Below are 25,249 nucleotides of genomic sequence, written 5' to 3'. Positions count from 1 at the left end.
TCCGATCAGGTGGTGGATGCGCCAGGGCGACCTTGCTTGCCCGACAGCGTGAGATAGGTATTACGGTAAGCCGCAACCATCGCTTCAATGCTAAAGGACGACTCGATTTTTTGCCGTGACGCACTGCCGTGCGCGGCGAGCAGCGCAGGTTCGGCTGCGTAATGTCCGACGATCGCGGACAGGTCGGCAACGTCACCGGGGTCGAACAAACGCCCGTTGACCGCATCATCGACCAGTTCCTGCGTGCCGCCGACCCGGGTCGAAACGATGGGCAGACCACATGCCATGGCTTCGAGAATCGTGTTCGAAATGCCCTCGCCCAGAGAGGGCAGCACGAAAAGGTCGAAGCACTTCATCAGTGCGGGAATATCGCTGCGTTCGCCGGGAAACCACACCTGCGCAGCCCGTCCGGCGTCGTCGACCATGCGCTGGCAGGGCTGGCGAGCAACGCCATCTCCGATGATCACAAGGCGCAAGGCATCACCACCCGGCTGCGCACAGGCACGGATGAAGGCTGACACGAGCGTCGGATAGTCCTTCACGCCCACCATGCGCCCCACACTGCCGATCACGAAGCAGTCCTGCCGGAAGCCTTCCGGCAACAGATCGCGCGATCGGACGGCAGGTGGGCTGAAACGCTGCTTGTCGACACCGTTGTAGATCTGCGTCACGCGCGACGCATCGACGCCGATGGCTTCAACCAGCCAGTTCTGCAGATCGCGGCTGACCGTCAGATATCGGTGCACGAACGGACGGGCGATGCGGCGCAGGCGGTTGTAGCGCGCGTTGCTCCCATCAAGGTCGAATACATCGCGACCGTGTTCGCCATGCACACGTATCGGCACCCCGGCCAGCCAGCCGACAAGAACGCCCTCTATCGCAGACAGGTTGCGGGTATGCAGGATGTCCGGGCGCAGTGCGCGCAGCGTACGCCACAGGCGGAAGTAATGCGCCGGATCCTTGCCCGGCTTTTTCTCCACGTCATGGAAGATCACGCGACCGGGCCGGATGCGCTCGACAAAGTCCGAATGCCCCTGCAGACACACCACATGGTGTTCGAATTCACCTTCGGGGAAGTTGTTGAAAAGGTTGACCATACCGTTCTCCAGGCCACCCATCCCGAAATGATGAACGACATGAACAATACGTGTCATGGCGAAACAACCTTATCGAGCACCGGTTCAAGCAGGGCAGCGAATTCCCGCAGAAGCGCCCGCGACTTTGCCCGGTCTTCCAGCTGCGGCGTGTACAGCACGACGCCGTAGCCTGCGTCGTCACCAGTCAGCAGGAGATTGCGTGCGAACAGCAGCTTCGCGGCGATACCGTTCGCGGTAGGGGTATCGCCTGCCACGTACCAGTCATGGATGAGCAGGCGCAGACGTGACGAGCGCAGTTCCGTCTCGCGCAGAGCATGCGGCGGGTCGGACAGGATGCGTTCGCCGACGTTCGACCACACGTCATGCTCTTGTTCAATCATGTAGTTGCCGGAGTTGATCAGTTCGGCGTCCTGACGCTGCCGTCCGTACCACGCGAGATGCACGACGATCACTTCGTCGCTGCGACGGTACCGCACGGTGGTTTCCCGGTCCGGATTCTGGAATTTCGGGCGCCAGTCGGTCAGCGGCGTGCCCTGATCGAGCGTCCAGCCCGCACCCGGCTCCACTGGCAGAACCAATCCGGGCAGCGGCGGCAGCGGACGCTGAGCGAGCTGGGCCACGTAAAGCAGCGGACCCGCCAACAGCACTGCAGCAGCGATGCCGACGGCTCCGATCCGGAGCGCCGACACCGGACGCCAGGCGGCCGAACCGGCCTCCGGCGGCACATCCTCCGCCTCGCGCTCCTGCCAGAAGGCCCCCACCCAGAAGAGCAGCAGCATGATGACGCCGAAGAACACCCAGCCGTAGATGATGTGGTCAACACCGGTGGCGATCTTCATGTCGGAATAGTGGGCGAGCAGCACGATCATCAGCGCCCGTAAGCCGTTGGCGATAACCGGAACGACAAAGGACGCAACGATGAAGGCTGCACGCCGCCACAGGGAGCAATAACTCACATAGGCGAACAGCGCGCCGACGGTGACCGAGGAGATGAGATAGCGCAGGCCGCTGCATGCCTCGACCACGGACCAACTGCCGGAGGGCAGTTCGAAGAAGGTGCCTTCGCGGTAGACCGGGAAATTCAGCAGCTGCAGCGCGCCGACGGTGAAATCCGCCGTGAAGTTCATCAGCGGCAGCATCAGGCTCTCGCCCATCGGCACGCCCAGAAACAGGAAGGCCAGCGGATAGGCAATCATCCATGCGATGCGCCAGCCCAGCACCGCAATGACCAGCGCCGGAATGGATGCAACGAAAGCGAGCTGGCGCACCACCTGCACGCCGGCGATCTCCGCTGCCAGCCAGCCCGCGAGACACAACGCGAGTGCGGCCAAGCCCCAGAGAAACGGCTGAGGCGACACGTTCGACAACGCCACCCGCTTGCGCCAGACCAGCCAGGCAAAGATCGGCACCACGAGAAGGCCATGCGCGAAAGTCTCGGAGCGCCACCAGATTTCGGCCATGGAACAGGCCGTATCCCAGTAAAGCGCAAACAGGACCGCCAGCAGCAGCAGGAAGACCGGACCCGCGCTGCGCCACGTACCGTTAGCCGGGCGAACTTCAGCCACGGGGGTGGAGGATGCCGGGTTCAGCATTGACATGAATTTCCTTGTTGAGTGATGGCAGCCCCGCGTCGCGCGCGGGCGCGGCGAGGCATGCGTCCAGGGCGGCCAGTGCACTGTCCCAGCGATAGACCTGTTCGATGCGCGCACGGGCGTGCGCCCCGATAGCGGCGGCATGCACCGGATCAAAAAGAGAAAGCACTGCGTCGGCGAACGAGCGTGCATCCGACGCGACGGCGAAATCGCGCTCGGCTTCGGCGTCGAGACTGCCGGCGCAGGTCGTCGATACGACAACCGGCCGCGCCATGGCCATCGCTTCAAGCACCTTGTTCTGGATGCCACGCGCCACACGCAGCGGCGCCACGGCACAGGCTGCGTGTGCAACCCACGGCCGGACGTCGTCCACCCGGCCGGTCACCGTGACATGACCAAGGCGTTCGAGATCACGCACTTCGGCCGCCGGATTCATGCCGACGATGTAGAAACGCGCCGAAGGCTGCACGGCGAGGATGAGCGGCATCACGTCGGTGGCGAACCAGCTCGCAGCGTCGATATTGGGCCAGTAGTCCATTGCGCCGGTGAATACGATCGCTCGCCCCGATGCGGGATACGGGTTGGCACCGACCTGCGACGGGTGGAAAAAATCGACGTCCACGCCATTGGGCACAGCGGTCACGCGTCCTCGCAGCGCCGGGGCAAGCGACTCGAACAAGGCAACCTCGGCCGGCGTCACCAGCAGACTCATGTCCGAAGCATCGACCACCCGCGTCTCATACTGCAGAAGGGTGCGCGCCTCCCGGCGGTAAAGCCAGGACATCGGCCAGCGGTGACGTGCTGCGTACTCGGACCACTTCTCCGAGTCGACATCGACCAGATCGACGATTCGCCGCAATTGCGGATGACGATCGAGGTATTGCGCCATGGTCGAACAGAAGACGACCACCTTGCGGATGTCGTGTCGCGCAATCGTGTCGTCGACCCAGCGCTGCATCGCCGCCGAGCGATAGTAGGCAACGCTAAGAGACTCGCCCGTCGTCAGCGCATGCAGGGATGCAAATTTGCGGGTGCGCGGATGGATCCGCTCTGTGTGAAGCTGGGCACAGGTTGTCGCGAGCGTCGTCACATGCGGAAGGTCTGCCTCGTCATCGACGAACGTACCCGCATGAATTTCGTAACGCCGGGCCAGATGCTTCAACAGATGATACGAGCGGATCTTGTCGCCCTTGTTGGGTGGAAAAGGCAGGCGATGAGCAAGAAAGAGCAGCGCTTCCATGAGGCCGCCCGACTCAGCCGAGATTGCGAACGATGAATGGCCCAAGGACGTTGGCGAAGCTGCGCGGCATGCGGCGCCAGACTTCGATCATCAGCTTGTACTTGGGATTGGACGGGTTGTTGCGCGGCAGGCTGTCGCGCTTGTACAGGCAGTATTCGTAGTGCAGCGGCGCTGGCTCGAAACCCCAGTTCTTCTTGAACGAATAGGAACCGGTGCCCTGCTTGCTGCGGCCGTAGTCGAACACCCTGATGCCGCGCTCGCAGGCGTGGCGCATCAGTTCCCAGTACTTGAAATCGTTCGCGGCCAGATCACGCGCCGCCTCGGCGTCGCCCGCGTAGTAGGGCAGGATTTCGTCGCGGAAGTAAAAGCTCATGACGCTGCTGAGCAAGGCACCGTCCGGCCCTTCGACCGTCATGACCGAGCAGCGCTCGCCGAAGGTGGCGCGCAGCGTGTCGAAGTAGCGACGCGACAGCGCAGGCGTACCGTGACGATGCACGTTGTCGGAGTACAGCTCGAAGAAGCGGGCATTGTCGGCATCGAACTTCGCGACCAGACCGTTCTTGATGCCCTTGCGCACCATCGCGCGCTGCTTGCGCGGAATGGCGTTCATGTTCGCCTCGACGTCGGGCGACAATTCCTTGCGGAAGGTGACGTACAGGTCCTCGGTCGGCCAGTCGGTGTGGCGCGCGGTGACGTTGCGGAATTCGAGGTGGTCGACGCCGAGCGATTGCGCGATGCGCTGCGCTTCGGTTTCGAGCGCCAGTGCAGCGGATTCGTTGTCTGCCGCCACGCCGCCATATACGCCGAACGGCAGCGACACCAGCGAGTGTCCGAACAGCCGGCTCTTGACCTGCGCCAGCGGCAGCACGCCGCAGACGCGCCCGGCCTGCTCGGCCAGCAGGTAGTGAGTGCGGTGGCCGAACACGTCACGCATGATGTTGCGCCACTCGAACAGGTGAAAGAAGCTTGCCGCCGGGCTCGCTTCCACGAAGGCGTTCCAGTTCGCGCGATCCGCATCGGTGGCGGCGCGCACACTCACACTGGCTGCAGTCATGAATTCCGCCTCAGGTCGCACGGGCTATTTCCGGAAACACCTCGTCCATCCGGCCCCAGCGGAAATCGCGCATCAGGCGCGCCAGCCGGACTTCGGTGCGGTCGAGGTTGATGTAGTGACGAAAGCGCGACTTCGCATCCACGCCGGCAATGCGCGGCTGTGCAGCGTCGATTTCCCACGGATGGCAATAGAACATGGCCGGTCGGCCGTCGCGCCGGTTCACCTGCTGCAGCAGCCAGCGCGAGGCCACGTAGGGCAGCAGCCTGAAATAGCCCCCGCCACCGGCCGGCAGATTGCGGCTGCCGACGCGCACGGTGGTGACCGGCACTTCCATCAGGCCGTCGCGCGAGGCGAACGGAAAGCGCGGCGCATCCGGCATGCCGTAGTGATCGTGCTTGACCGGATAGATGCTGGAGCTGTAGCGATAACCCGCTTCGGCCACGCAGTCGAGCGCCCACGGATTGGCGTGGCCGATCGAAAAGCTCGGCGCGCGGTAACCGCGCACTTCGACGCCGGTAATGTCTTCCAGCAGCTTCTTGGCACGCGAAATGTCGTCGAGGAAGTCGACCGGCGACTGGTCGGTGGCACGCAGGTGAGCGCTGCCGTGGCTGGCAATCTCGTGCCCGGCGCGGGCAATGCGTTGCACCATGGCCGGGTGGCGCTGCGCAATCCAGCCCAGCGTGAAGAAGGTGGCGCGGTTGCCCGACGCATCGAGCAACGCGAGGATGCGGTCCACGTTGCGTTCGACGCGGCACTCGATGCGATCCCAGTCCGCGCGGGCGATGTAAGGCGCGAGCGCCGACACCTGGAAGTAGTCTTCCACGTCGACGGTGAATGCGTTGCGGATGGCTGTCACGACGTCCGGCTCACGATGCGGCACGCGCCTGCAGCCAGGCGTAAAGATCGGCGGCGATGCGCGGGGCGGCGCCGCCGTCCCAGTACTCGGGGACGCGACCGCGCTTGCCGCCGGTCGCAAGCGTGTCGTCGATGCACTGCACGAACAAGTCCTCGTCCGAACCCACGACAGTATTGGTTCCCTGCTCCGCCGTGATCGGCCGCTCGGTGTTTTCGCGCAGCGTGATGCACGGCACCGACAGCGCCGTCGTTTCTTCCTGCAGTCCGCCGGAGTCGGTGATCATCACCGTCGCCCCATCCATCAGGCCGAGCATTTCCAGATACCCCAGCGGCGGCAGCGGTGCGATGCGCGGGTTGTCCAGCAAGGCGCCCAGACCGAATTTTTCGAGATTGCTGCGGGTACGCGGATGGATGGCGAACACCAGCGGCAGCCGTTCCGCTGCCTTGGCGAGCATGCCGGCGAGGCGTTTGAGCTGTTCCGGGTCGTCGACATTGCTCGGGCGATGCAGCGTGACGACGCCGTAACGGCCACCGGCAATCAGCGCGGGATCGATGCCATGTTCGGTCAGCGTCGACGCCGGGGGCACCGCCAGCGCTCGACTCGACAGCAGCGAGTCGATCATGACGTTGCCGGCAAAATGCACCCAGGATGCATCGACGCCTTCGCCCATCAGGTTCGCCAGTGCGCTGCGTTCGGTCGTGTACAGCCGGTCGGAAATGCGGTCAACCAGGACGCGGTTGATCTCCTCGGGCATCGCGCGATCGCCGCTGCGCAGTCCAGCCTCGACATGCACCACGGCGACATGCTTCTTCACCGCAACAAGCGCACACGCCAGTGTGGAATTCACGTCGCCGACGACCAGCACGCACGACGGCTTGATGTCGTCGACCAGCGGTTCGAAGCGCTTCATGATTTCGGCCGTCTGCACGGCGTGCGTGCCGGAGCCCACTTCGAGGTTGTGCTGCGGTGTCGGCAGGCGCAGGCCGCTGAACAGGCGTTCGTTCATAGCATGGTCGTAGTGCTGACCGGTGTGCACCAGCACCCACGGAATGGCGGGAACGTGTTCGTCGAAGGCGCGCAGGATGGGCGCCATCTTCATGTAGTTGGGGCGGGCACCGACGATGCACAGGACCGGCGCAATGGATACAGAGTGCGCAACAGTCATTCTGCGTCCTTCCCGTTGTCGAGCGAACGGTCGGCAAGCTCGCGCAGCATCGAAATGGTCTGTTCGAGCGAACGCTCGATGCGCAACAAGCGATCTTCGAGGTAACCGGCCTGCTGAGCATTGACAAAATCCCGCAGTCGCTGCGCCGAAGGCGCATCGAGCTTGAATTGCGAAAGATCCATATCGAACAGCTCGGGCGTGCCGATCATGTGGGAGCCACCGAAGGACGCCCGGCTTGACGACGCCAGAGGAACACCCGAGTCGCCATGTTTGGCCACGGCAGCCGCTGCGGCCGCATCCCCGGCTTCATCGCGGATCTCACTGACGACCACCGCAACCTCATCCGGCGAGAACGAGGTGGCGCCGGTCAGGAATCCTGCCAGCATGAGCCGGTCGCACAGCGTATTGATGCGGCGCGGCACCCCGTCGGTGGCCTTGAAGATCGCCTCGTGCGTGCCGGCCAGGAAGGCCGGTGACCCGCGCCAGCCGACATGCTTGAGCCGGTGTTCGATGTAGGCCTCGGTTTCGGCCGGGTCCATCGGCCCGAGGTGATAGGACGCGATCACCCGTTGCCGCAGCTGCTGCATGTCCGGGCTCTGCATGGTTTCCCGGAATTCAGGCTGACCGACCAGAAAGCTCTGCAACAACGCATGTTCGCCAAGCTGGAAGTTGGACAGCATGCGCAATTCTTCGATGGCGCGCGGCGTCAGGTTCTGTGCCTCATCGACGATCAGCAACGCGCGCTTGCCCGCTGCGGTCAGCGACAGCAGGAACATTTCGATCGACAGCAGCAGGTCTGCCTTCTTCAGTTGCTTGTTCGGCAGGCCGAAGGCGGCCGCAACCAGACGCAAGGTGTCTTCGGCATCAAGATGGGTGCTGACCAACTGCGCCGCTACGACCTTCTTGACATCGAGTTTCTGCAGCAGGCTGCGCACCAGTGTGGTCTTGCCGGCGCCGATTTCACCCGTGATGACGATGAAACCCTCGCTCTGGTGCAGCCCGTATTCAAGGTAAGCGAGCGCGCGGCGATGCCCCTTGCTGCCGAAGAAGAAGGATGGATCGGGGTTAAGCTGGAAAGGCTTGCCAGAGAGGCCGTAGAAGGATTCGTACATGTATTCGCGACGTGTCAGGTTCGACGCAGGAACCGCTCCGGCACAAGGCGCCAGCGTGGTGTTCAGTTGAATCGCGTCGTGAGAGTCGCGATCACCGCATTTTCATCGACATCGCCCGCCGTGACTGTGGCACGCGTCATGCGCAGACCAATAGATCCGCTGCTGCGTGTTCCAAGACGCGTCGTCCAGGTGGCGTTGGCCACATCGCGGTTGGAACCGATGCCACTGCTGGAACTACCGTCGGACTTCGAGGTTGTCAAAGACAGATTGATCGACGAACTGGCGGTCAGCCGGTGCGAGTAGGATGCTGTCCATCCGATCTGCCGTATCACCGGCGAAAGCGCAAAATCGTCGCCGGAAATGGGGCCCAGCCCCCCTATACCGCTATCGCTTTCGCTACGGAAAAAACTCAGGCTGACGGTATTTCTGACACCGGTGTGCACCACTGTCATCTGCATGCGCGTCTGCAGGAACTGCCGATCGCTGAGAATGGGGGTCAGACTGGTCTGAAACCGCTGCAAGCCGTTATCGCGAAGAAAGGTTTCTATCATCCGGAGACGCTGGTCCGGATCCGCTTCGCTTGCAAAGGGCTCGAGCTGCGCAAGCGACTCCGCGAGATCGGTCACACCGTTCTGCGCAAGTATCTGCTCCGCACGCGTAGTCAGGTTTCTCATGTAGCTGGCGGACAGGGCGAGACGCGGCAGACGGTGGGAAGCGCGTAGCGATGCCGTGGTCGAAAAAGGGCGCTCATCAACATCACCGCTGAAGGACGTACGCGGTGTGGGGTTCCAGGTCGCCCCGAATCCGTAAGTATCGCCGTTGCGCTGGTTGGCGAAATTTGTGTCCTCGAATCCGTAGCGCGCAGCCAGGCGGATTGTTGTATCGGGTCGATAGATCAACGAACCTGTCACGCGCTTACGGTCGGTCGAACGGGATAGATCCGACGAAGTCTTGGTCGTGCTGACATCGACCTGCCAACCGATCTTCGCTGGCGTGCTGGCGAGCGTTCCGGTAAATGTTTCCGAAGTGAGCGTGTTGGCCGTGGTGGCACCGGACGTTTCGCTGCGCACAATATTGTAGTTGGACCGCCAAGTGGCTACGTCACCCAGACGAACCGTTCCGCGAAAGGATGGGGTCAGCGAATAAGTACGAGTACGACTGAGTTGGTCGGGTGCAAGCTGGTTATCTGTCGGTACAGCATTGAATACCGACTGAGAGCGCTGCGCGGAAATCGCCGTTGCATTGAGAAAGAACAAATCGTCTATCGCTTCCCAACTGCCCGTGCCGTTGAAGTCGTGCGCCACTCGCGAATCTATGGTGCCATCGAGATAGTCGATATAACGCGGACGGTAGGTCGCATCCAGCGAGAGGCGAGGACTGCGTCTCGTCAACGTGAATTGCGGATTCAGTTCCATGACCGTATCCGACTGCGGCGAAATTGCGGAAACTCTTACGTTGTCGCTTACCAGGACACGCGATGTGAGCGCCGTCGTAACGCGCCAGTTTTCAGCGTGGGCAACCTCGGCAAACAACGCCATAGCGCCAATTGATGCGCCAGCACAGAAGCGCTGCCAAAGAACACGTTGCCGTGCCACACTAGGCCACCTTGTCGGCCATGTCACCGCGGACTGCGCCACTGTAGCCATAACCGTAACCGTAGTAGCCATAATAGCCATCTGTCCTAGCGTAGCGGGCTTTATTCAATACCATCATCTTGACAGGACAGCTTCTGATCTTGGACAGCGCCTGCTTGACCATGGTGTGCGTCGTTCGACCGGCTTCGACCACCACCAACACCTGACCCATGGATTGTGCGAGCACCAGGGACTCGGTCGTCACCATCAGCGGGGGCGAATCGAAAATGATGATCCGGTCCGAATAACGATGCGCGAGCTCGACGAGCAAGGCGTGCATCGAGCCGCTCGCCAGCAACTCGGTAGCGTTTTTGTGCGGCATACCCGCAGGCAACAAGGTCAATTTCTCAATATTTGTGCTGAGCAGTACATCAGGCAATGCAACGCTTTCTTCGAGCAGCACATCCATGAGCCCATTGGCCGGGGGCAGCCCGAGCAGATTCAGCACCGATGGGCGCGCAACATCGGCATCAACGAGCAGGACTCGGTTGTCGAGTTCCATTGCTATGCTCATGGCTAGATTGATCGACGTAAAGCTTTTTCCTTCGCCCGGTACCGAGCTGGTGACCATGATCAGGTTGCCGTTATCAACTGGGGCCGCACCCTTGCCATGGGCATTAGCGAGAATAGGACGTTTGATGACCCGGAATTCCTCTGCAATCTGCGAACGCGGTTGCGACGGGACAACGAAGCCGAGCATTGCCAGCCTTTCCAGATCCACCGTTACCTGACGGGAACGGCGATCGACACGAGAACCAGAATCGCCTCGCTCTTCGAACTTGGACGTCGGGGCATGGGTCTGTTGCTTTCGCGCATCGACAAAACCCTCGGTGTCAACAGGTTCAGGTAGCGGCGCGGGCAGCTCGCCAACATCGCCTGCGGCTCCAATGTCTACGCCCGCTTTCCGAAGATTGCCCATCCGCTCAATTGCCTGCTCGATGATACTCATCGCCACTCCTTATGCCGCTCGCATTGCAAATGAAACGAAGCCCAGAAACGCACCGTACGTTGCAATCAGGCAGCCGATACCTCCATAGAAAAAAACATTCCGGCGACGCTCGAGTTTCTTACGTTCATTTTGAAACAGCATGGATATCGACCCCAATACCGGCACTTCCGCCACTTCGGCAAGTCGCTTTCCGTCATTAAATACGGGACGAATTTGGGAGGTCAGGAAAGATGCGGCAAAGCCGCTAAGCAGCGCCACGACAATGATCACCGACAGCAGCAGCAGTCGGTTCGGCGCAACGGGCTGCGGCGCGACGCGAGGCGGCTCGATCAGCCTGAATTCCGCGACGCCGGTCGCATCCATTTCTTCTCCGATTGATGCAGATTCGCGCCGGGCAAGAAGTTGCTCGTAGTTCGACCGATGCACTCCGTGATCGCGGTTGAGCTGGGCGAACTCTGCTTCGATTTCCGGAGCCAACCGGGCCGCAGTTCTGATTGCCGCGTAACGGTTTTCGTACTCGGCAACCCGTGCCTTCATCGATGCAACGCTTGCTTCCGCCTCGGCCACAGCCAAGTTAAGCTGCTGTGCCATGATTTCCTGTACCGACTGCGCCCCGCCTCGATTGGGCTTACCCCCCGCCTTGACGACCGCTTCATCCTTCTTCCACTGCTCATATTCTTCGTTTTTCTGCTGCTCGAGCTGATCGATTTGTTTCTTAACGATCTTGATGTCCGGATGGTCATCGGTGTAGCGCTGCAGCAGTTGATCGACCTGACTTCGCAGAGCCTGGATCCGACCCTCGTCCTTTGAAATGAAACTGGTCGACTTCCGCGCACCCGGGTCTTCTTCCGCAGGCGCGTCCTCCGCCGCGGGACGGCCCGCATTGGCGATCTGCTGCTTGATTGCATCGCGTGAATTGATGGCTTCCTTCAGATCAAGTTGCGCCTGACTGAGCTGCTTCCGGATTGCATCTACCTCGGCGAAGTAATTCCCCTCAGACATCCCTGGCCGTTCCAAGTTTTTCAGCTTAAATTCCTTGAGCCTATTTTCCGCCTCGAGCAGCTTCGCTTCGTAGACCTTGATCTGTTCCTCGATGAATTTTCTCGCCTGATCGGCATCCTGTCTTTTTCCGCCCAGCCCCGACTCGACGAACAGGGTGACCATCGCCTGAACAACCTTTTGCGCCCGCGCCGGCTTTTCGTCCCGGAACGACACGAAGTAAAGATTGTCCCGACCTGATCCGCTCAATTTGACATCGCGCATCAGGTTGTCGATCAGGACTTCGCGCTCCGACTTCTTGGTCGCTTCCAGATCCAGATCAGCCATCCGGATCAGCTTTTCGATGTTCGGACGACTGATCAGCGTGCGGCTGAGCATATTTATCTGCTGGTCGATATTCGGCTGTATGGCAAGCCCCGACATCAGCGGCCGCAGGAGTGACTGAGTGTCAACGTAAATCTTTGCAGTTGCCTGGTACTGGTCGGGCAAAACGAGAACAACCCCCATGCCGACCAAGCCGACGCACCATGCGACAATCAGGCCTAACCATCGATAGCCCCACGCCGACCTTAAATAGTCAGAAACCTGACGTAGAAGATCATCCACCTAAAATAATTCCTTAGAAAACCAACAGATCAACAAGTTGAATTCAGAACCAACTCTGGGGAATGATCAGGATATCGCCCGGCTTGACATCCACATTTGCGCTGACGTCACCGCGGCGGACCAAGTCTTTCAGGCGCACGTTGTATTGTTTGTCGCCTTCGGATGTGCGCAGGATGGTCGCCGCGTTGCCGTCAGCGAAATCGGTGATGCCACCGACCGCAATCATCACGTCGAGCAAGGTCATCTTCTGCTTGTAGGCCAGCGCCTGCGGCTTGGCCGCCTCGCCGATTACGCGGATCTGCTCGCTGTACGGGCCGATGCCGCCGGCCACGATGACGCTGACGATGGGGTCGCGAATGTACTTGGACAGTACCTGCTCGATCTCGCGCGCCAGGGTCGTGGGATCACGACCGGCTGCCGGCAGGTCCTCGAACAGCGTGCCGGTGATCTTGCCGTCCGGCCGGATGGTGACCGTCGACGAGATTTCCGGGTTTCGCCAGACGACGATGCTGACCGAGTCGCCCGGGCCGAGGACGTAGTTGTAGCCGTCACTATAGGCCTGCGCCGGAGCAGCCGGGTAAGGCGACGATGTGCAGGCCACCAGCGCCAGTGGCGCAAGCAGCAACGTCAATTTGCGCAGGGCAGACATCAGAAAGGTCAAACGGAACATTGCATCCTCCAGAAGGACAGCGGCGGGACAAGCCACGAATCATAGCCAATGCAGCCCAGAGCGCACTCTATTGCATCACGGCTCATCAGATGTTGTAGCGCAGCGCATCGACGATCGGCGTGCGCGACACCCTGTGGGCCGGCAAAAGCGCGGCCACCAATGTGGCGATCAAACCGACCCCGAACGCCAGGAAAACCGTATAGGGCAGCACCCTGACTGTAGCGGTGTAGGCGACGTTGGAGTTCGGCGGCGGCGGCATCGGAATGCCGACCTCGCTGATCGCCAGCGCTGCAAGCGTACCCAGCACGACCCCCACCACGGCGCCGAACAGACCCAACATTGCGTTCTCCACCATGACCAGCCTGAACACGTATCCACGCGTGTTGCCCAGCGCCATCAGCGTGCCGAATTCTCCCACACGCTCGAAAACACTCATGTTCACCGTGTTGAACACGCTGAGCAGCACCATGATCAACACAATCCACTGCAGCACACCGAACTGCGTGCGATACAGCTCGACCGTCTTGGCGTAGAAATCAGACAGCTCCACCCAGTCCCGGATATCGAATCCCAGCGACTGCAGCCGCGGAACCAGCAGATCCTTCACCAGCGCAGTGTCGGCCGTACGGTGCAACAGCAATACGATCGAATTGGCACCGTCGCGCGCCAGCAACTCCCTCGCTGCCGCAATGGGAATTCTTACGGCACGGGTATCGAAATCTTTCGAAAAGCTTTGAAAAACGCCCACCACGTTCAGTTCGGTCGTGTTCAGGGCGCCGTCAGCAGTATTCATGATCAGCGTGACCGTGTCGCCGGGCTCAAGGGCCAGTGCCTTCGCCACACCGTCGCCTATCAGCACGCCCGATGCATCTTCGTCCTTCAGCTGCCGGCCCGCCGTGATCCGGACAAAGGTACCGAGGTGATTTTCCTTGTCCGGCTCCACGCCCTCGCCGACGATGGCCCAGTCCGCCTTGCCGTTGTTGAGAAGGCCGGCGAAGCGGATGCGCTGAAGCACGGTATCCGCTTCGGGCATCTTGGCCGCGAAGCGCGCGATCTCGTCGGCGTCTTCAATGACGTACTTTTCCGGCGAACGGGAGCCCTTCTCGTAAAAACCCTGCTTGAAAACCTGCACGTGCCCGAGCTGACTGTGGATCGTGGCCTCACCCAGCTGGGTCAGCACATCCGCCACGAAACCACCGGTCAGAATGAGACCTGATACGCCGAACACGATGGCCGCCAGCGTCATCGCGGTACGCGATTTCTGACGGAGGATGTTGCGCAGGGCAAGTTTGAACATGGCGGCTCAGCGACTCTGGCGCAAGGCGTCGACGATGTTCATGCGCGACGCTCGCCAGGCGGGATACAGGCTGGACACGAAGCTGCTGACCACTGCAACCAGCATCGCCTGCGCCACGATATCGAAGGTCAGCATGATCTTGCCGTCAAACCCCTCCTCCATGCCGGGCGGCGGCGGCAACGGGATACCCACCGCCGAGATCCCGACCGCCAGCAGACAACCCAGCACCACGCCCAAACCGCCGCCCACGACACCCAACATCAGGCCCTCGGACACGAAAATGCGCAGGATGCGGCTGCGCGTGAGGCCCAGCGCCATGCAGGTGCCGATTTCGCTGACCCGCTCCATGACGCTCATGGAAAGCGTATTCGAAATGCTCAGCACGATGATCATCAGGATGATCAGCCTCACCACATTGATCTGACTCGAGAACAAGTCGCGCGTCTTGTTGTAGAAGTCGGCGAGCTGATACCACGGCACAAGTTCTAGCTTGGCGGCGGGAAGAACCTTGCGCAATTCCTTGATTTTGCTGTCGGTGTCGTCGGTGCGTTCAAGCAGCACCAGCCACTGCTGTGCGCCTGAGACCTTGACCAGCTGTTGAGCCAGCGCGATCGGCATGCGCAGCGCAGAATCGTCGTATTCCTTGCTGACCGAAGTGAACAGACCGACGATGGGCGCCTCGACCGCATTGATACTGCCGCCGGCTGTCGTGGTCAGCAGCACGATGGTGTCGCCGACCTGGGCATCGAGATTGATCGCCAGGCCGCGCCCCATGATCATTTCGTTCGCACCGTCTGCTGAGAGGTTTCGACCGCGACTGATGCGGATCGAACTCGACAGCACGGCCTCGGCCTGCGGCGACACCCCCTGTCCGAGGAATGCAAAGGTGTTTTCGCCCTTGCTCGCCAGGCCATTGAAACTGAGTCGAGGCGCGATCACCTTGACGCCGCTGCTGGATTGCACCGCCGCACGCGCCGCCTCCTCGCCTTCGATCATGAAGCCGAACGGATCCGAGGTGCCGCGCTCCACATACCCCGGCCTGACCACCTGGATGTGGCCGAGTTGTGACTTGATCGTCGATTCGCGCATCCCGTCCATCAACCACTCGATGAATCCGGCCGAAAGGATCATGGCGACAACCCCGAAGCTGACCGCTCCGATCGCAATCATCGTGCGCCGCCCCTGTCGCAGCACGCTGCGCATGGCCAGTCGCAGATCAAGCAGCCAAAACTTCATGCGGATTCTAGGGGTAAGATGCTAAGGTATTGCCAGCATAACAGTTTTTTACTTTCCAGCAGTCATAAGCCTTCAGGGCAGAAACCCGCTGGAGCGATTGCCGAATGGCAGGACGATGATGAATCACTCCGCATTTGACTATAACGAGGCATTCAGCCGGAATCTTGGCTGGTTTACCGAGGTTGAGCAGCAGAAACTGCGCAACAGCACAGTCGCAATAGCCGGACTCGGCGGTGTCGGCGGCATTCACCTGCTGACCCTGGCGCGACTTGGCGTCGGCCGCTTCCACATCGCGGACTTCGACACCTTCGACGTCGCCAACTTCAACCGGCAGGTGGGCGCCACGATGAGCACGCTTGGCCAGCGCAAGCTCGACGTGCTGGCCGCACAGGCGCGAGACATCAACCCGGACATCCAGCTGAAACTTTTTCCACAAGGCGTTTCGTCAGAATCTCCCGACGACTTCCTGCGCGGCGCGGATATATATATAGATGGACTCGATTTTTTCGCCTTTTCGGCAAGGCGCGCGACCTTCGCGGCATGCCATCGGCTGCGCATTCCGGCTGTCACTGCGGCGCCGCTCGGCATGGGTTCGGCTCTGCTCGTCTTTCTGCCTGACCGGATGAGTTTCGAGGAGTACTTCCGGCTCGAAGGTTGCGACGAAACCGAACAGGCGCTGCGCTTTCTCGTCGGTCTCGCACCGGCAGGCCTGCACCGCCCGTATCTGGTCGAGCCCTCGCGCATCGACCTGGCCGCGCGACGCGGCCCGTCGACCATGATCGCGTGCAATCTGTGCGCGGGTTTTGCCGCGGCCGAAGGGATCAAGCTGCTGCTCGGTCGCGGCGAGGTGCGCGCTGCGCCCTGGGGCCTGCAGTACGACGCCTTCCGCAACAAGCTGGTGCGTACCTGGCGGCCGGGCGGCAACAACAACCCGCTGCAACGGCTGATCATGTCCATTGGTCGTCGGCACCTTGCACGCAAGCCTGCGGCCTGACCTGCGCCTGACTTTTCGGACCATTTGAAACTTGAGAGGATGGCTTCCAGCAGCAGAGAGGAAGTCATGCGCAAGAGCCGTTTCTCGAAAGAGCAGATGGTCAAGATCCTGCGCGAGACCGACAAGGCACCGGTGGCTGAGGTGTCGAAGAAGCATGGGGTCAGTGAGCAGACGATCTACACGTCGAGAAAGCGCTTCGGCGCGATGAACGCCGATGAGGTCAAGCGTCTGCGCCAGCGCGAAGTGGAGAACGCGCGGCTCAAGAAGATGCTTGCTGAACGCGACCTTGAAATCGACGTGATGAAAGGCGATCGCATCAAAAAAATGGGCAGCACCTGCGCCCGTAGGGCGCAGGTGCTGCTTGCAGAAGGTAAACGGTTGTCGAGGCGGCGTGCCTGCGCGCTGCTCAACGTATCGCGCTCCTGCCTGGGTTATGTGTCGCGACAGGATGTTCGGGATCGGCCGGTGATCGAGCAAATGCGGAAGCTGACGGGTCAGTACCCACGGTACGGGTACCGGCGCATTCGTATCTTCCTGCGTCGCGCCGGACTCAGCCTGAGCATTGGCCGCACCTGGCGGCTGTGGACCAAGGCGGGCTTGCAGGTGCCGCGCAAGCGACCGCAGCGGCGGGTGGCAAGTCAGCGGGACCAGGTGCAGCGTGCGCCCGCAGCAAGCCATCTGTGGGCATACGACTTTGTGTTCGACACCTGCGCCAACACTCAGCACCTCAAGTGCCTGTCGATGGAATACTTCAGGAACCGGAGAGAAGCACGCGTCGTGACCCAACAATGGCGGCGCCATTGCAACGCAGTACGACCACACTCCGAACCGGGCTACCTGACCCCGGCGCAGTTCGTCGAATCCCTGTCAGGCAAGGACCATGAAGCCACTTTTCTCAAGTAATTCGTGGTCCGAAGAATCGAGGCAGCTCAGAAAGCTGATCCCCACACCAATGACGACCGGCAGGTGCCTGATTGGGCGCCAGAAGGTCGGGGGAGTCCATTCAACACCCAAGCGAGGCACCCAACATGCGCATCATCGAACAGATCCTGGACTTGGCCCGCTGGGCGCCGAGCGGCGACAACACGCAGCCCTGGCGCTTTGAAATACTGTCCGAAGACCATGTGCTGATTCATGGTTTCGACACACGCCACGACTGCGTTTATGACCTTGAGGGCCATGCCAGCCAGCTCGCACATGGCGCCTTGCTCGAAACACTGCGCATTGCGGCTACGGCACATGGCCTTAGCGCCGTATGGTCACGCCGTCAGGACACCCCGGACACCCACCTCCTTTACGATGTTCGTCTGGTCGCCGACGCGTCGATTACGCCGGATCCGCTGCTGCCGTTCATCAAGACACGCACCGTGCAACGCCGCCCGATGTGGGGAAAACGTCTGAGCGGAGCCGAAAAACAGGCGCTGGAAGCCGCCGCGCATCCGCTCCGGGTTCAATGGTTCGAAACACTGCCTGAGCGCTGGCGCATCGCGCGCCTCAACTTTGCCAACGCGAAAATCCGGCTTACGATACCCGAGGCCTACGAGGTGCATAAGCGGGTCATCGAATGGGGGGCGCGCTTCAGCGAGGACCGCATCCCGGAAGCGGCTGTCGGGGTCGACCCGCTCACGGCAAAGACAATGAAGTGGGTCATGCAAAGCTGGAAACGCGTCGAGTTTTTTAACAAATGGTTCGCGGGCACTCTGGGCCCCCGCATTCAGCTGGATCTGATTCCCGGTGTAGCGTGTTCGGCACACGCCAGTCTCGTAGCGCCTGCCCTCCAACCGTCCATAGAAGGCCGGATCGCCGCGGGCGCGGCGGTGCAGCGTTTCTGGCTAACCTGCGAGCGCCTTGGGCTTCAGCACCAACCGGAAATGACGCCGCTCATCTTCAATCACTATGTCCGCAGCGGCATTCCCTTCACCGACACGCAGAGTGCGCTGGCGCTGAGTCGCACACTGGACGCCAAGCTTGATGATGACGTAGCCACCAAAACACTGCACAACGCGAGCTGGCTATGCCGGATCGGTCGCCCGCAGAACACCCCGGGGCGTTCGACCCGAAAACCACTCCAGTCCATTCTTGAAGGCGCGAAAAGGAAGCGCTAGACGGTGTCCAGCGCGCACCTTGCACTGTTCGGGTCACTGCCGCTGATAGGAAAGGCAGGCACCTCTGGAGATGAGGCGTGCTGACTCAGATCGGACACGCGCCCGGTTCCGTCCACCCCCTGCCGCGCCGACCCCGGACAGGCGCAAGTGAACACCGGGCCGGTCGATTACAGAGCAGGCATGCACACCACCCAAAGAAAAAGGCCTGACTCCCCGCGGGAGTCAGGCCTTCTACGTCCTGCAATCAGGCTACGAACTCAGATCAGGCAAACTTGCGGCGGCGGCCGATGGCACCGAGCGCTGCGAACGACAGACCGATCAGAGCGAGGGAACCCGGTTCCGGAACGCTGACACGGAACGCACCCGACGCGTCGGTCTGGAAGTGGAAGTCGCAACGCGTTCCGCGATCGCCGGAACCATTGGCACCTTCCGTCTTGCCGATCGGACCGCGATCGTCGAAGCCGCACGTTGCGCCATTGACCGGATTGCCGCCCGCATCAACGCTGTATGTCGGCGTGAAGCCGACAACCGTGTTCGACGGATTGGCCTGTTCGAACGGGTCCGTGAGGTTGGTCGAATCCACGTACGTCAGGTTGAGCGCCAGTTCAGTTACATCGCCCAGGAAATAAGCATTGTTCAACGAAGTGACCTTGACCGTGATGGCGTTCGAGCCACTGCCCTGATGTGTCGTCACACCCGGTGCGTTGTTGTCCGGAGCGAACTGATCAAGACCTGTAATCGGCTCGAAATTGGGGTCGGTGTTGGGCAGACGCGTGAAGTCCGTGTAGTTGCCGGAAACCGAAGACAACACGCCTTCGAGAATCAGCACGCCGTCCGCGTAACCACCGCCGGTGATCTGATTCGCATCCGGCGTCGTGTCGGCATAGATGCGGAAGTAGCTCTCACCCGGTGCGAGGCGGAAAGCCGACGTTGCTGCCGAGCCGAGACCCTGGCTGAATTCGAAGAACGACGTGACGAATGTGAATTCGCGGCCGTAAATGCCCGGATTGTTCTTGAGGTCACCAGCAGCAAGACCCTGGATGCCGAACGCGCTCAACGAGCCCTGGGCAACCGTCTGAAAATACTGGTCATTGTCGCCTTGACCCGGCGCACGCGGAGCACCGATTACGTCAAGAATCGCACCGGTAGGGGTGCCAAGCGCATTGATGGCGAGTGCGTTGTCAGGCGCCCAGTCGAGCGACAACACGTTTTGAACTGCAGACCCGCCAAGCAAATTCACACCAGCACCGCCGCCGCCGGCCAGATCCATCAGTACGGCATTTGCACTTGCCGATGCCAGCGAGAGCGCAGTTGCCACTGAGGCAGCAATCAACGTTTTGTTGAACATTTTACATCTCCAGAAAAGATTGAATACCCGCCGGACGGGTTATTCCGCTGGCCGGCTCGAGACTACATAAGCGATTCTTGTGCCAGAAAATAATATTCTTATAATTCAAAAAGTTGCATTGCTCGCAACGGGCCAAAAAGTGAGGGTTGTAAAAAATATCGACAAGCTTTCGGTCGTTCATAAACGTGCAGCGGGCACGCCGCACCCGGATCATCACAGATGGAGTATCTGTGCCGCGACCACTGAAGAGGACAGCGCCGACATTTCATCGGCACATTTGCGCGCGCGTGTCACGGCACCTTGATGGGCAAGCATGTTCGATACGCCCGCGATGAGGCCCGAAGGCGTGAACCGATCCGCTCTAACGACCTCGCCCACGCCCGCGCCCTCGAGCGTCTGCATATTCAGAAACTGATCCAGATTGGATGCGACGCCGAGCACCGGCTTGCCGGCTGCGAGCGCCTGTTGCGTCGTCGGGCTACCTCCGTTGCATACGACCACGTCTGCCACTCTGCAGGCATCGAGCCCGGGAAGAAAGCGTGCCGAATACACATTGGTGATCTGCGCTGCCGCATCGGCCCCGGCCGTCGACATCAGAACCACATGGCCGGCTTCGGACAGCGCCGCCGCAATGGGCTGGACAAGATCCGCGCGACCGGAGCTGCCCAAGGTCATGTAAACGACGGATTTGTCAGGCGGCAGTGTGCGCATCCACGGCGGTGCTTCACAGGCGGGCGACCAGAGCAAGGGCCCGATGACGCGATGATTCGGCGGCGCGTCGCGGAGCTTGAACAAGGACGGCACATCGCAGTAAGCCACCGCATCGGCGTCGGTATAGACAGCCTGAAGGCTCCTGCCGAAACCACCCAGACCATGCTTCCTGCGCAGGGCATTCATCGGCTTTGCATGTTGCGCGAAGGCGAATGGGCGGACCAGGTTGAACAGTGGCGTCGCGACTGAAATCGGCAGAAAGCGCGTCAGCGGCAGGTCGGGCACCGGCCATGCACCCGACTGCACAAAATACGGGCTCCAGTAGGCGTTGCTCAGACTGACATATCTGACCTGTTCGAGCCGAGCGCTGACGCACAGCGACAGTCTGAAATCGCCGACGATCAGATCGGGACGCACATCCCGGATCAATGTCCGGTCGAGATCGACATAGCGATCAAGCGTGGCGAAGTCGTACAGCGGATCGCCGGCGGCCAGCCTTCTGGCGAAGATTTCCGGGGATTGCGCGTCGAGCGGCATGACCTCGAACGGTGCGTCCTTCCACGTCCAGGCATAGCGTACCGGCGCGGCGAGCACGACTTCATGCCCCATACCCGTGAATGCGTCGGCGAGCACCAGCGGACGGGACACATGGGCCAGTGTGGCACCTTCGGCGACCAGAAGAATCTTCATGATGTCATCCGGCACCGCATCCGGTCAGCGCTCAGAAGCTGTAACGCATTTCGCCGTAATAGCGATCCGATTCGCCATACCGACCGAAGAAGCCGTTCGAGTTGCCGCCGAAAAGATCCGCGCCGAACATGGCACGCAGATTCGACTGCACGCGCCAGATGACCTTTGGCCGGAACATGTAGTCGTTGCGCACCAGCGACTGCACCCACAGCACCTCGCCTTCCACCCGTTCGCCGAACTTGTGGTGGTACAGCAGCGACATGCCGTTCTCGCGCTTGGACGCCAGCAGTTCCGGTGGGCGATCGTTGTGATAACGCTCGAAGTACTGGACGTTGAAACGTGCTTCGTTCTCGAGCGGGAAGTCGAGGCCGACCGCGTAGTCGACCATGTTCTGCTTGACCAGGCCATCCGCGCCGGGCAACGACGTTGGCACACGACGATCCAGCGTCAGCACGCCTTCGGCGCGCAGCAATACGCTGCCGAAGTCCTTGCTCAGCGTGGAGCCGTACTGATGTATCCAGTCATGCTCAGGCGTATAGATCGCAGTGGGACCGACGATCTGACGGGCGAAAGTCGGGTTGACGTCGAGGCTGCGGTAATAGAAGGCCGACAGGTCCCAGCCCTTGACCAGCGTGCTCACGCGCAGACCGTAGTTCGAGTTGCTCAACTTGCGATCCGGTCGCACCTGATCGTTGTACACGGCTGTCAGCCCCGGGATTTCGGGCTGGACAGGGTAGTAGTCGCCGCCGAAACGGCCAATGTTGTCGACGCTGACGTAGGGTATCCACACTATTTCGGCGTGCACGTTGCCCATGAAGTACTCGGCGCGCGCGGCCCACTGCGGAATGCGCAGCTGGTCGAATTCGGGGTTGAAGAATTCGCGGGTGTCCTTGGCCGATACGACGTCAGCAAAGAAAAGGCCAACCATCTCGCCCCACACGATGTGCTGGCGTCCGAGTCGAAGTTCCATGTTGCCGAGCGGCACGTCGACGAACACTTCGCGCCACTGGAACTCGCTGCGCTTGTCGTCGCGCACATTCGCGTTGTAGAAGTCGTCTTCCCAACCATAAGCGAAATCGTAATCGACGCGGCCGAAGGCCTTCCACTTGATGCCCTGCCCGAAACTGCCGCTGCGCCCCAGCTCGTTGCGCCAGCGCGCCTTCGACCAGTGACTTTCGCCGGCGACCGTACGGGCCAGCTCAAACTGCGTGAAACCCTTCCAGCCGGAAGTCGCGGGCGCTGACGCTTCGCCCAGATCAGGCAATGCATTGCCTGCTTCCGACTTCGCCGGCGTGTCTGAAGCCGGCGCGTCGAGGAACAGGTCATCCAGGGGATCTGCGGCGCGCGCCGGGGGAAATGCAGAAAGCAGTGCGACCGCCAGCAATGGAAGGACCACGTTCCGCTTCATGGGGGGCATGACTCGTGACATCATCACGCCGCCTTGTCGGCAGCCGGCTTGGGCGGCTTGACATACGACCACTCACCCGGAGATTTCTGTACGCCCAGTGCGGTCAATTCGCCGTCCTCGATGCGGACCAGACGGTCGGCCATCGACATGACGCGCTTGTCGTGCGTGGAAAAAATGAAGGTTGTCTTCAAGGTACGGTTGATCTCACGCATCAATTCAAGAATGGCGTCACCCGTCTTGCGATCAAGGTTCGCGGTGGGTTCGTCTGCCAGCACGATGGTGGGCTGCACGGCCAGCGCACGGGCGATCGCCACGCGCTGGCGCTGGCCGCCCGACAATTCATTCGGCCGATTATTCATCTTTTTGCCCAGTCCGACCACGTCCAGGAAATAGCGGACGCGGCGGTCACGTTCTTCCTTGCCGACTTCCGGCAACTGAAGCAGCGGATATTCGACGTTTTCGTAGGCAGTGAGAACCGGCAGCAGATTGAAGGTCTGGAATATGAAACCGATGGTGCGCGCGCGCAGACCCGCCAGTTGATCGGGCGTCTGACCGGACACGTCCTGACCGTTGATCAGTATCTGCCCGCTGGTCGGCGTATCGATGCAGCCGATCAGATTGAGCAGGGTCGATTTGCCGCTACCGGACGGGCCGGCGATGGCGATGAACACGCCGTCCTCAATATCGAGCGTGATATTCTTCAATGCGGTCACCAGCTGGCCGCCCAGCATATAACTGCGGCTCACGTTCCGGATCTGGACGACGTTATTCATCAATACGCCCGGCTAGAGTTGAGGGCGGAACGCCCGCCACTGGAGACATCACGAATGGCATTGCTTTCCTGCATCCGTCCGGCTGCACGGCCGACATGCTTCCTGCTTTCTGCAGCAGTCCCGAATCGCCTGGCATCGCTTGCGCGAGGCATACTCGCTTCGGTCGCACTTGGTTCGGCATTTCTTGTTGCCCAGCCTGCCTTTGCTCAGGATGCCGCGAGTATAGTTGAAAAGGCGGACTCGATCCGCTTCCCGCGCGAGGCCTTCCAGGTCGAAGTCAGCATCACGTCAAACAGCGCGAGCGGCGAAGAATTCCGCAAGTTCAGGATCCTGTCCAAGGGCAGCAGCAACACGATCATCCAGACCATCGAACCGGCTTCCGAGCGCGGGCAGATACTGCTGATGAAGGAACGTGACCTGTGGGCATTCCTTCCGACCGTTTCGCAGCCTGTTCGCCTGTCGCTCGCCCAGCGGCTGACGGGTCAGGTGGCCAACGGTGACCTGGCACGTGCCAATTTTTCCGGTGACTACACTCCCAGACTGATCGGCGTAGAGAAGATCGACGGCGTCGATCACCAGGCACTGGAGCTCACGGCCGTGGATCGCTCGGTGACATACGCACGCGTGCTTTATTGGGTCCGGGCGAGCAATGGCGCACCACACAAGGCCGAGTTTTATTCGCTCTCCGGAAAGCTGCTGAAAACCTGCGTGTACGACGAATACAAGACCTTGGGCGGAAAATTGCGTCCGACACGCCTGACTATGCAGGATGCCCTCAGGGAAGGTGACCAATCTGTGCTTGAATACAGTGCATTGCAGTTGCGCGAACTCCCGGACAAGATATTCACAAAGGAATATCTGAAGAAGGTGGAGTAGCCGCATCCTGCCGTCACGTCGCGGAACGCATCCAGCGTCGTCTTTCGTGGTCAGATCATCATGTTTCTGCTCGAAGTCGGAAACCTAAAAGATAATTTCGCCAAGTATTTCTCGGTGGAAGCGGCCGTCAGCGACGAACTCAAGCATGAGGTATTTCGCGTCCGGCACGCGGTGTATTGCGAAGAACTCGGCTACGAAAACACCAATCAGAAACACGAAGAATCCGACGGCTACGATGCGCGCTCACTGCACATCGCGCTGCGTGCGCAGGCACACGGCCGCATCGTGGGCTGTGTCCGGCTGGTCCGGTGCGACCCGGATGCGCCGGAGAAATTGCTGCCGTTCGAAAAGCTCTGCACCGACGCCATAGATCGGTCGATCATCGATCCGGCGCGGGTGGATCGACGCGCCATGGTCGAGATCTCGCGCCTCGCGGTGTTGTCCGACTACCGCAAGCGCAAGGGCGACAGCGGCAGCCCGATGGCGATTTCAGAAGAAGACATGGGCACGCGCGATCAGCCGCGCTTCCCGTACATACCGGTCGGCCTGTATCTGGGCCTGCTCGTGGCGGCGGAACTGCACGGCATCGAACATCTGTTCACGCTCACCGAAGCACGGCTGGCGCGACACCTGTCGGCGCTCGGTTTCCGCATCCACCTGATCGGCCAGGCGATCGAGCACCGCGGCAAACGGGTGCCTTCGGTCATCTATCGCACCGAGTTGATGGCGCACCTGCCGGCCTTCATGCAGCCGCTGTACGACCAGATGAAGCAGGACATGTCGCGCCAGTACGCGTGCGAGCCTGCCTGAATCGAGGTCACGCAGCAGGCGGCAATC

General features: G+C 61.0%; 22 protein-coding genes. 5 read left to right on the top strand and 17 right to left on the bottom strand.

Features of this window, described 5'->3' with window-relative positions; all coding sequences use genetic code 11:
- Positions 1 to 5: 5 nt before the first annotated feature.
- From NMQ14_RS01435 to NMQ14_RS01375, 13 genes are all read right to left on the bottom strand, one after another.
- Positions 6 to 1,154: a TIGR03088 family PEP-CTERM/XrtA system glycosyltransferase gene (locus NMQ14_RS01435; protein WP_257092804.1), complete on the bottom strand. Its 1,149-nt coding sequence runs from the start codon at positions 1,152 to 1,154 to the stop codon at positions 6 to 8.
- Positions 1,151 to 2,695: an exosortase A gene (xrtA, locus tag NMQ14_RS01430; protein ID WP_257092802.1), complete on the bottom strand. Its 1,545-nt coding sequence runs from the start codon at positions 2,693 to 2,695 to the stop codon at positions 1,151 to 1,153. The genes NMQ14_RS01435 and xrtA overlap by 4 nt, the downstream gene beginning before the upstream one ends.
- A complete protein-coding gene (locus NMQ14_RS01425) occupies positions 2,655 to 3,929 on the bottom strand; it encodes a TIGR03087 family PEP-CTERM/XrtA system glycosyltransferase (RefSeq protein ID WP_257092800.1) in 1,275 nt (424 codons plus the stop codon). The genes xrtA and NMQ14_RS01425 overlap by 41 nt, the downstream gene beginning before the upstream one ends.
- A 13-nt stretch (positions 3,930 to 3,942) precedes the next feature.
- On the bottom strand, positions 3,943 to 5,004 hold the full coding sequence (locus NMQ14_RS01420) for a FemAB family XrtA/PEP-CTERM system-associated protein (RefSeq protein WP_257092798.1): 1,062 nt from the start codon (positions 5,002 to 5,004) through the stop codon (positions 3,943 to 3,945).
- Positions 4,994 to 5,839, bottom strand: a complete 846-nt coding sequence (locus NMQ14_RS01415) for an XrtA system polysaccharide deacetylase (RefSeq protein WP_373457163.1) — start codon at positions 5,837 to 5,839, stop codon at positions 4,994 to 4,996. The genes NMQ14_RS01420 and NMQ14_RS01415 overlap by 11 nt, the downstream gene beginning before the upstream one ends.
- Positions 5,840 to 5,849: 10 nt before the next feature.
- The gene (gene wecB / locus NMQ14_RS01410) at positions 5,850 to 7,004 is read right to left on the bottom strand and encodes a non-hydrolyzing UDP-N-acetylglucosamine 2-epimerase (protein WP_257092796.1); all 1,155 of its coding nucleotides are present in this window, start codon (positions 7,002 to 7,004) and stop codon (positions 5,850 to 5,852) included.
- Complete coding sequence (locus tag NMQ14_RS01405; protein ID WP_257092794.1) at positions 7,001 to 8,116, bottom strand: XrtA/PEP-CTERM system-associated ATPase; 1,116 nt, start codon at positions 8,114 to 8,116, stop codon at positions 7,001 to 7,003. Before NMQ14_RS01405 ends, wecB begins: the two co-directional genes overlap by 4 nt.
- A gap of 62 nt (positions 8,117 to 8,178) precedes the next feature.
- Positions 8,179 to 9,654, bottom strand: coding sequence for a TIGR03016 family PEP-CTERM system-associated outer membrane protein (locus tag NMQ14_RS01400; protein WP_257092792.1), 1,476 nt, complete (start codon positions 9,652 to 9,654; stop codon positions 8,179 to 8,181).
- A gap of 58 nt (positions 9,655 to 9,712) precedes the next feature.
- Positions 9,713 to 10,699: an XrtA-associated tyrosine autokinase gene (locus NMQ14_RS01395; RefSeq protein WP_257092790.1), complete on the bottom strand. Its 987-nt coding sequence runs from the start codon at positions 10,697 to 10,699 to the stop codon at positions 9,713 to 9,715.
- A 9-nt stretch (positions 10,700 to 10,708) separates the two neighbouring features.
- On the bottom strand, positions 10,709 to 12,304 hold the full coding sequence (locus tag NMQ14_RS01390) for an XrtA system polysaccharide chain length determinant (protein WP_257092788.1): 1,596 nt from the start codon (positions 12,302 to 12,304) through the stop codon (positions 10,709 to 10,711).
- A 43-nt stretch (positions 12,305 to 12,347) separates the two neighbouring features.
- Positions 12,348 to 12,974, bottom strand: a complete 627-nt coding sequence (locus NMQ14_RS01385; protein WP_257092786.1) for an XrtA/PEP-CTERM system exopolysaccharide export protein — start codon at positions 12,972 to 12,974, stop codon at positions 12,348 to 12,350.
- Between the two features lie 85 nt (positions 12,975 to 13,059).
- On the bottom strand, positions 13,060 to 14,271 hold the full coding sequence (locus NMQ14_RS01380) for an ABC transporter permease (RefSeq protein WP_257092784.1): 1,212 nt from the start codon (positions 14,269 to 14,271) through the stop codon (positions 13,060 to 13,062).
- 6 nt (positions 14,272 to 14,277) lie between these two features.
- Positions 14,278 to 15,507 (bottom strand): FtsX-like permease family protein, encoded by a 1,230-nt coding sequence (locus tag NMQ14_RS01375; protein ID WP_257092782.1) that lies wholly within the window; start codon positions 15,505 to 15,507, stop codon positions 14,278 to 14,280.
- A 118-nt stretch (positions 15,508 to 15,625) separates the two neighbouring features.
- Here NMQ14_RS01375 and NMQ14_RS01370 point away from each other — a divergent pair, with 118 nt between their 5' ends.
- The 3 genes from NMQ14_RS01370 to NMQ14_RS01360 all read left to right on the top strand — a co-directional run bounded on the left by NMQ14_RS01370 (position 15,626) and on the right by NMQ14_RS01360 (position 18,606).
- The gene (locus NMQ14_RS01370; protein WP_257093208.1) at positions 15,626 to 16,501 is read left to right on the top strand and encodes a ThiF family adenylyltransferase; all 876 of its coding nucleotides are present in this window, start codon (positions 15,626 to 15,628) and stop codon (positions 16,499 to 16,501) included.
- A 66-nt stretch (positions 16,502 to 16,567) separates the two neighbouring features.
- Positions 16,568 to 17,404 (top strand): transposase, encoded by an 837-nt coding sequence (locus tag NMQ14_RS01365; RefSeq protein WP_257093205.1) that lies wholly within the window; start codon positions 16,568 to 16,570, stop codon positions 17,402 to 17,404.
- A 125-nt stretch (positions 17,405 to 17,529) separates the two neighbouring features.
- The gene (locus NMQ14_RS01360; protein ID WP_257092780.1) at positions 17,530 to 18,606 is read left to right on the top strand and encodes a nitroreductase family protein; all 1,077 of its coding nucleotides are present in this window, start codon (positions 17,530 to 17,532) and stop codon (positions 18,604 to 18,606) included.
- Positions 18,607 to 18,868: 262 nt separating this feature from the next.
- Here the strand turns inward: NMQ14_RS01360 and NMQ14_RS01355 are convergent, their stop codons facing one another.
- The 4 genes from NMQ14_RS01355 to NMQ14_RS01340 form a co-directional block, all read right to left on the bottom strand.
- A complete protein-coding gene (locus tag NMQ14_RS01355; RefSeq protein WP_257092778.1) occupies positions 18,869 to 19,954 on the bottom strand; it encodes a PEP-CTERM sorting domain-containing protein in 1,086 nt (361 codons plus the stop codon).
- 213 nt (positions 19,955 to 20,167) lie between these two features.
- The gene (locus tag NMQ14_RS01350) at positions 20,168 to 21,355 is read right to left on the bottom strand and encodes a glycosyltransferase (RefSeq protein WP_257092776.1); all 1,188 of its coding nucleotides are present in this window, start codon (positions 21,353 to 21,355) and stop codon (positions 20,168 to 20,170) included.
- A 31-nt stretch (positions 21,356 to 21,386) separates the two neighbouring features.
- Positions 21,387 to 22,763: a DUF1302 family protein gene (locus tag NMQ14_RS01345; RefSeq protein ID WP_257092774.1), complete on the bottom strand. Its 1,377-nt coding sequence runs from the start codon at positions 22,761 to 22,763 to the stop codon at positions 21,387 to 21,389.
- Positions 22,764 to 22,786: 23 nt separating this feature from the next.
- Positions 22,787 to 23,536: an ABC transporter ATP-binding protein gene (locus NMQ14_RS01340; protein ID WP_257079318.1), complete on the bottom strand. Its 750-nt coding sequence runs from the start codon at positions 23,534 to 23,536 to the stop codon at positions 22,787 to 22,789.
- A 54-nt stretch (positions 23,537 to 23,590) separates the two neighbouring features.
- On the opposite strand from NMQ14_RS01340, the gene NMQ14_RS01335 reads away from it, so the two are divergent.
- Positions 23,591 to 24,412 (top strand): outer membrane lipoprotein-sorting protein, encoded by an 822-nt coding sequence (locus tag NMQ14_RS01335; RefSeq protein WP_257092772.1) that lies wholly within the window; start codon positions 23,591 to 23,593, stop codon positions 24,410 to 24,412.
- A gap of 60 nt (positions 24,413 to 24,472) precedes the next feature.
- Positions 24,473 to 25,222: a PEP-CTERM/exosortase system-associated acyltransferase gene (locus tag NMQ14_RS01330; RefSeq protein ID WP_257092770.1), complete on the top strand. Its 750-nt coding sequence runs from the start codon at positions 24,473 to 24,475 to the stop codon at positions 25,220 to 25,222.
- The last annotated feature ends 27 nt before the right edge of the window (positions 25,223 to 25,249 follow it).

Origin of the sequence: Methyloversatilis sp. XJ19-13 (assembly GCF_024580155.1) — a bacterium.
Classification (GTDB): domain Bacteria; phylum Pseudomonadota; class Gammaproteobacteria; order Burkholderiales; family Rhodocyclaceae; genus Methyloversatilis.
The sequence above is the reverse complement of the archived record's forward strand: the minus strand, read 5'-3'. Positions and strand labels throughout refer to the sequence as shown.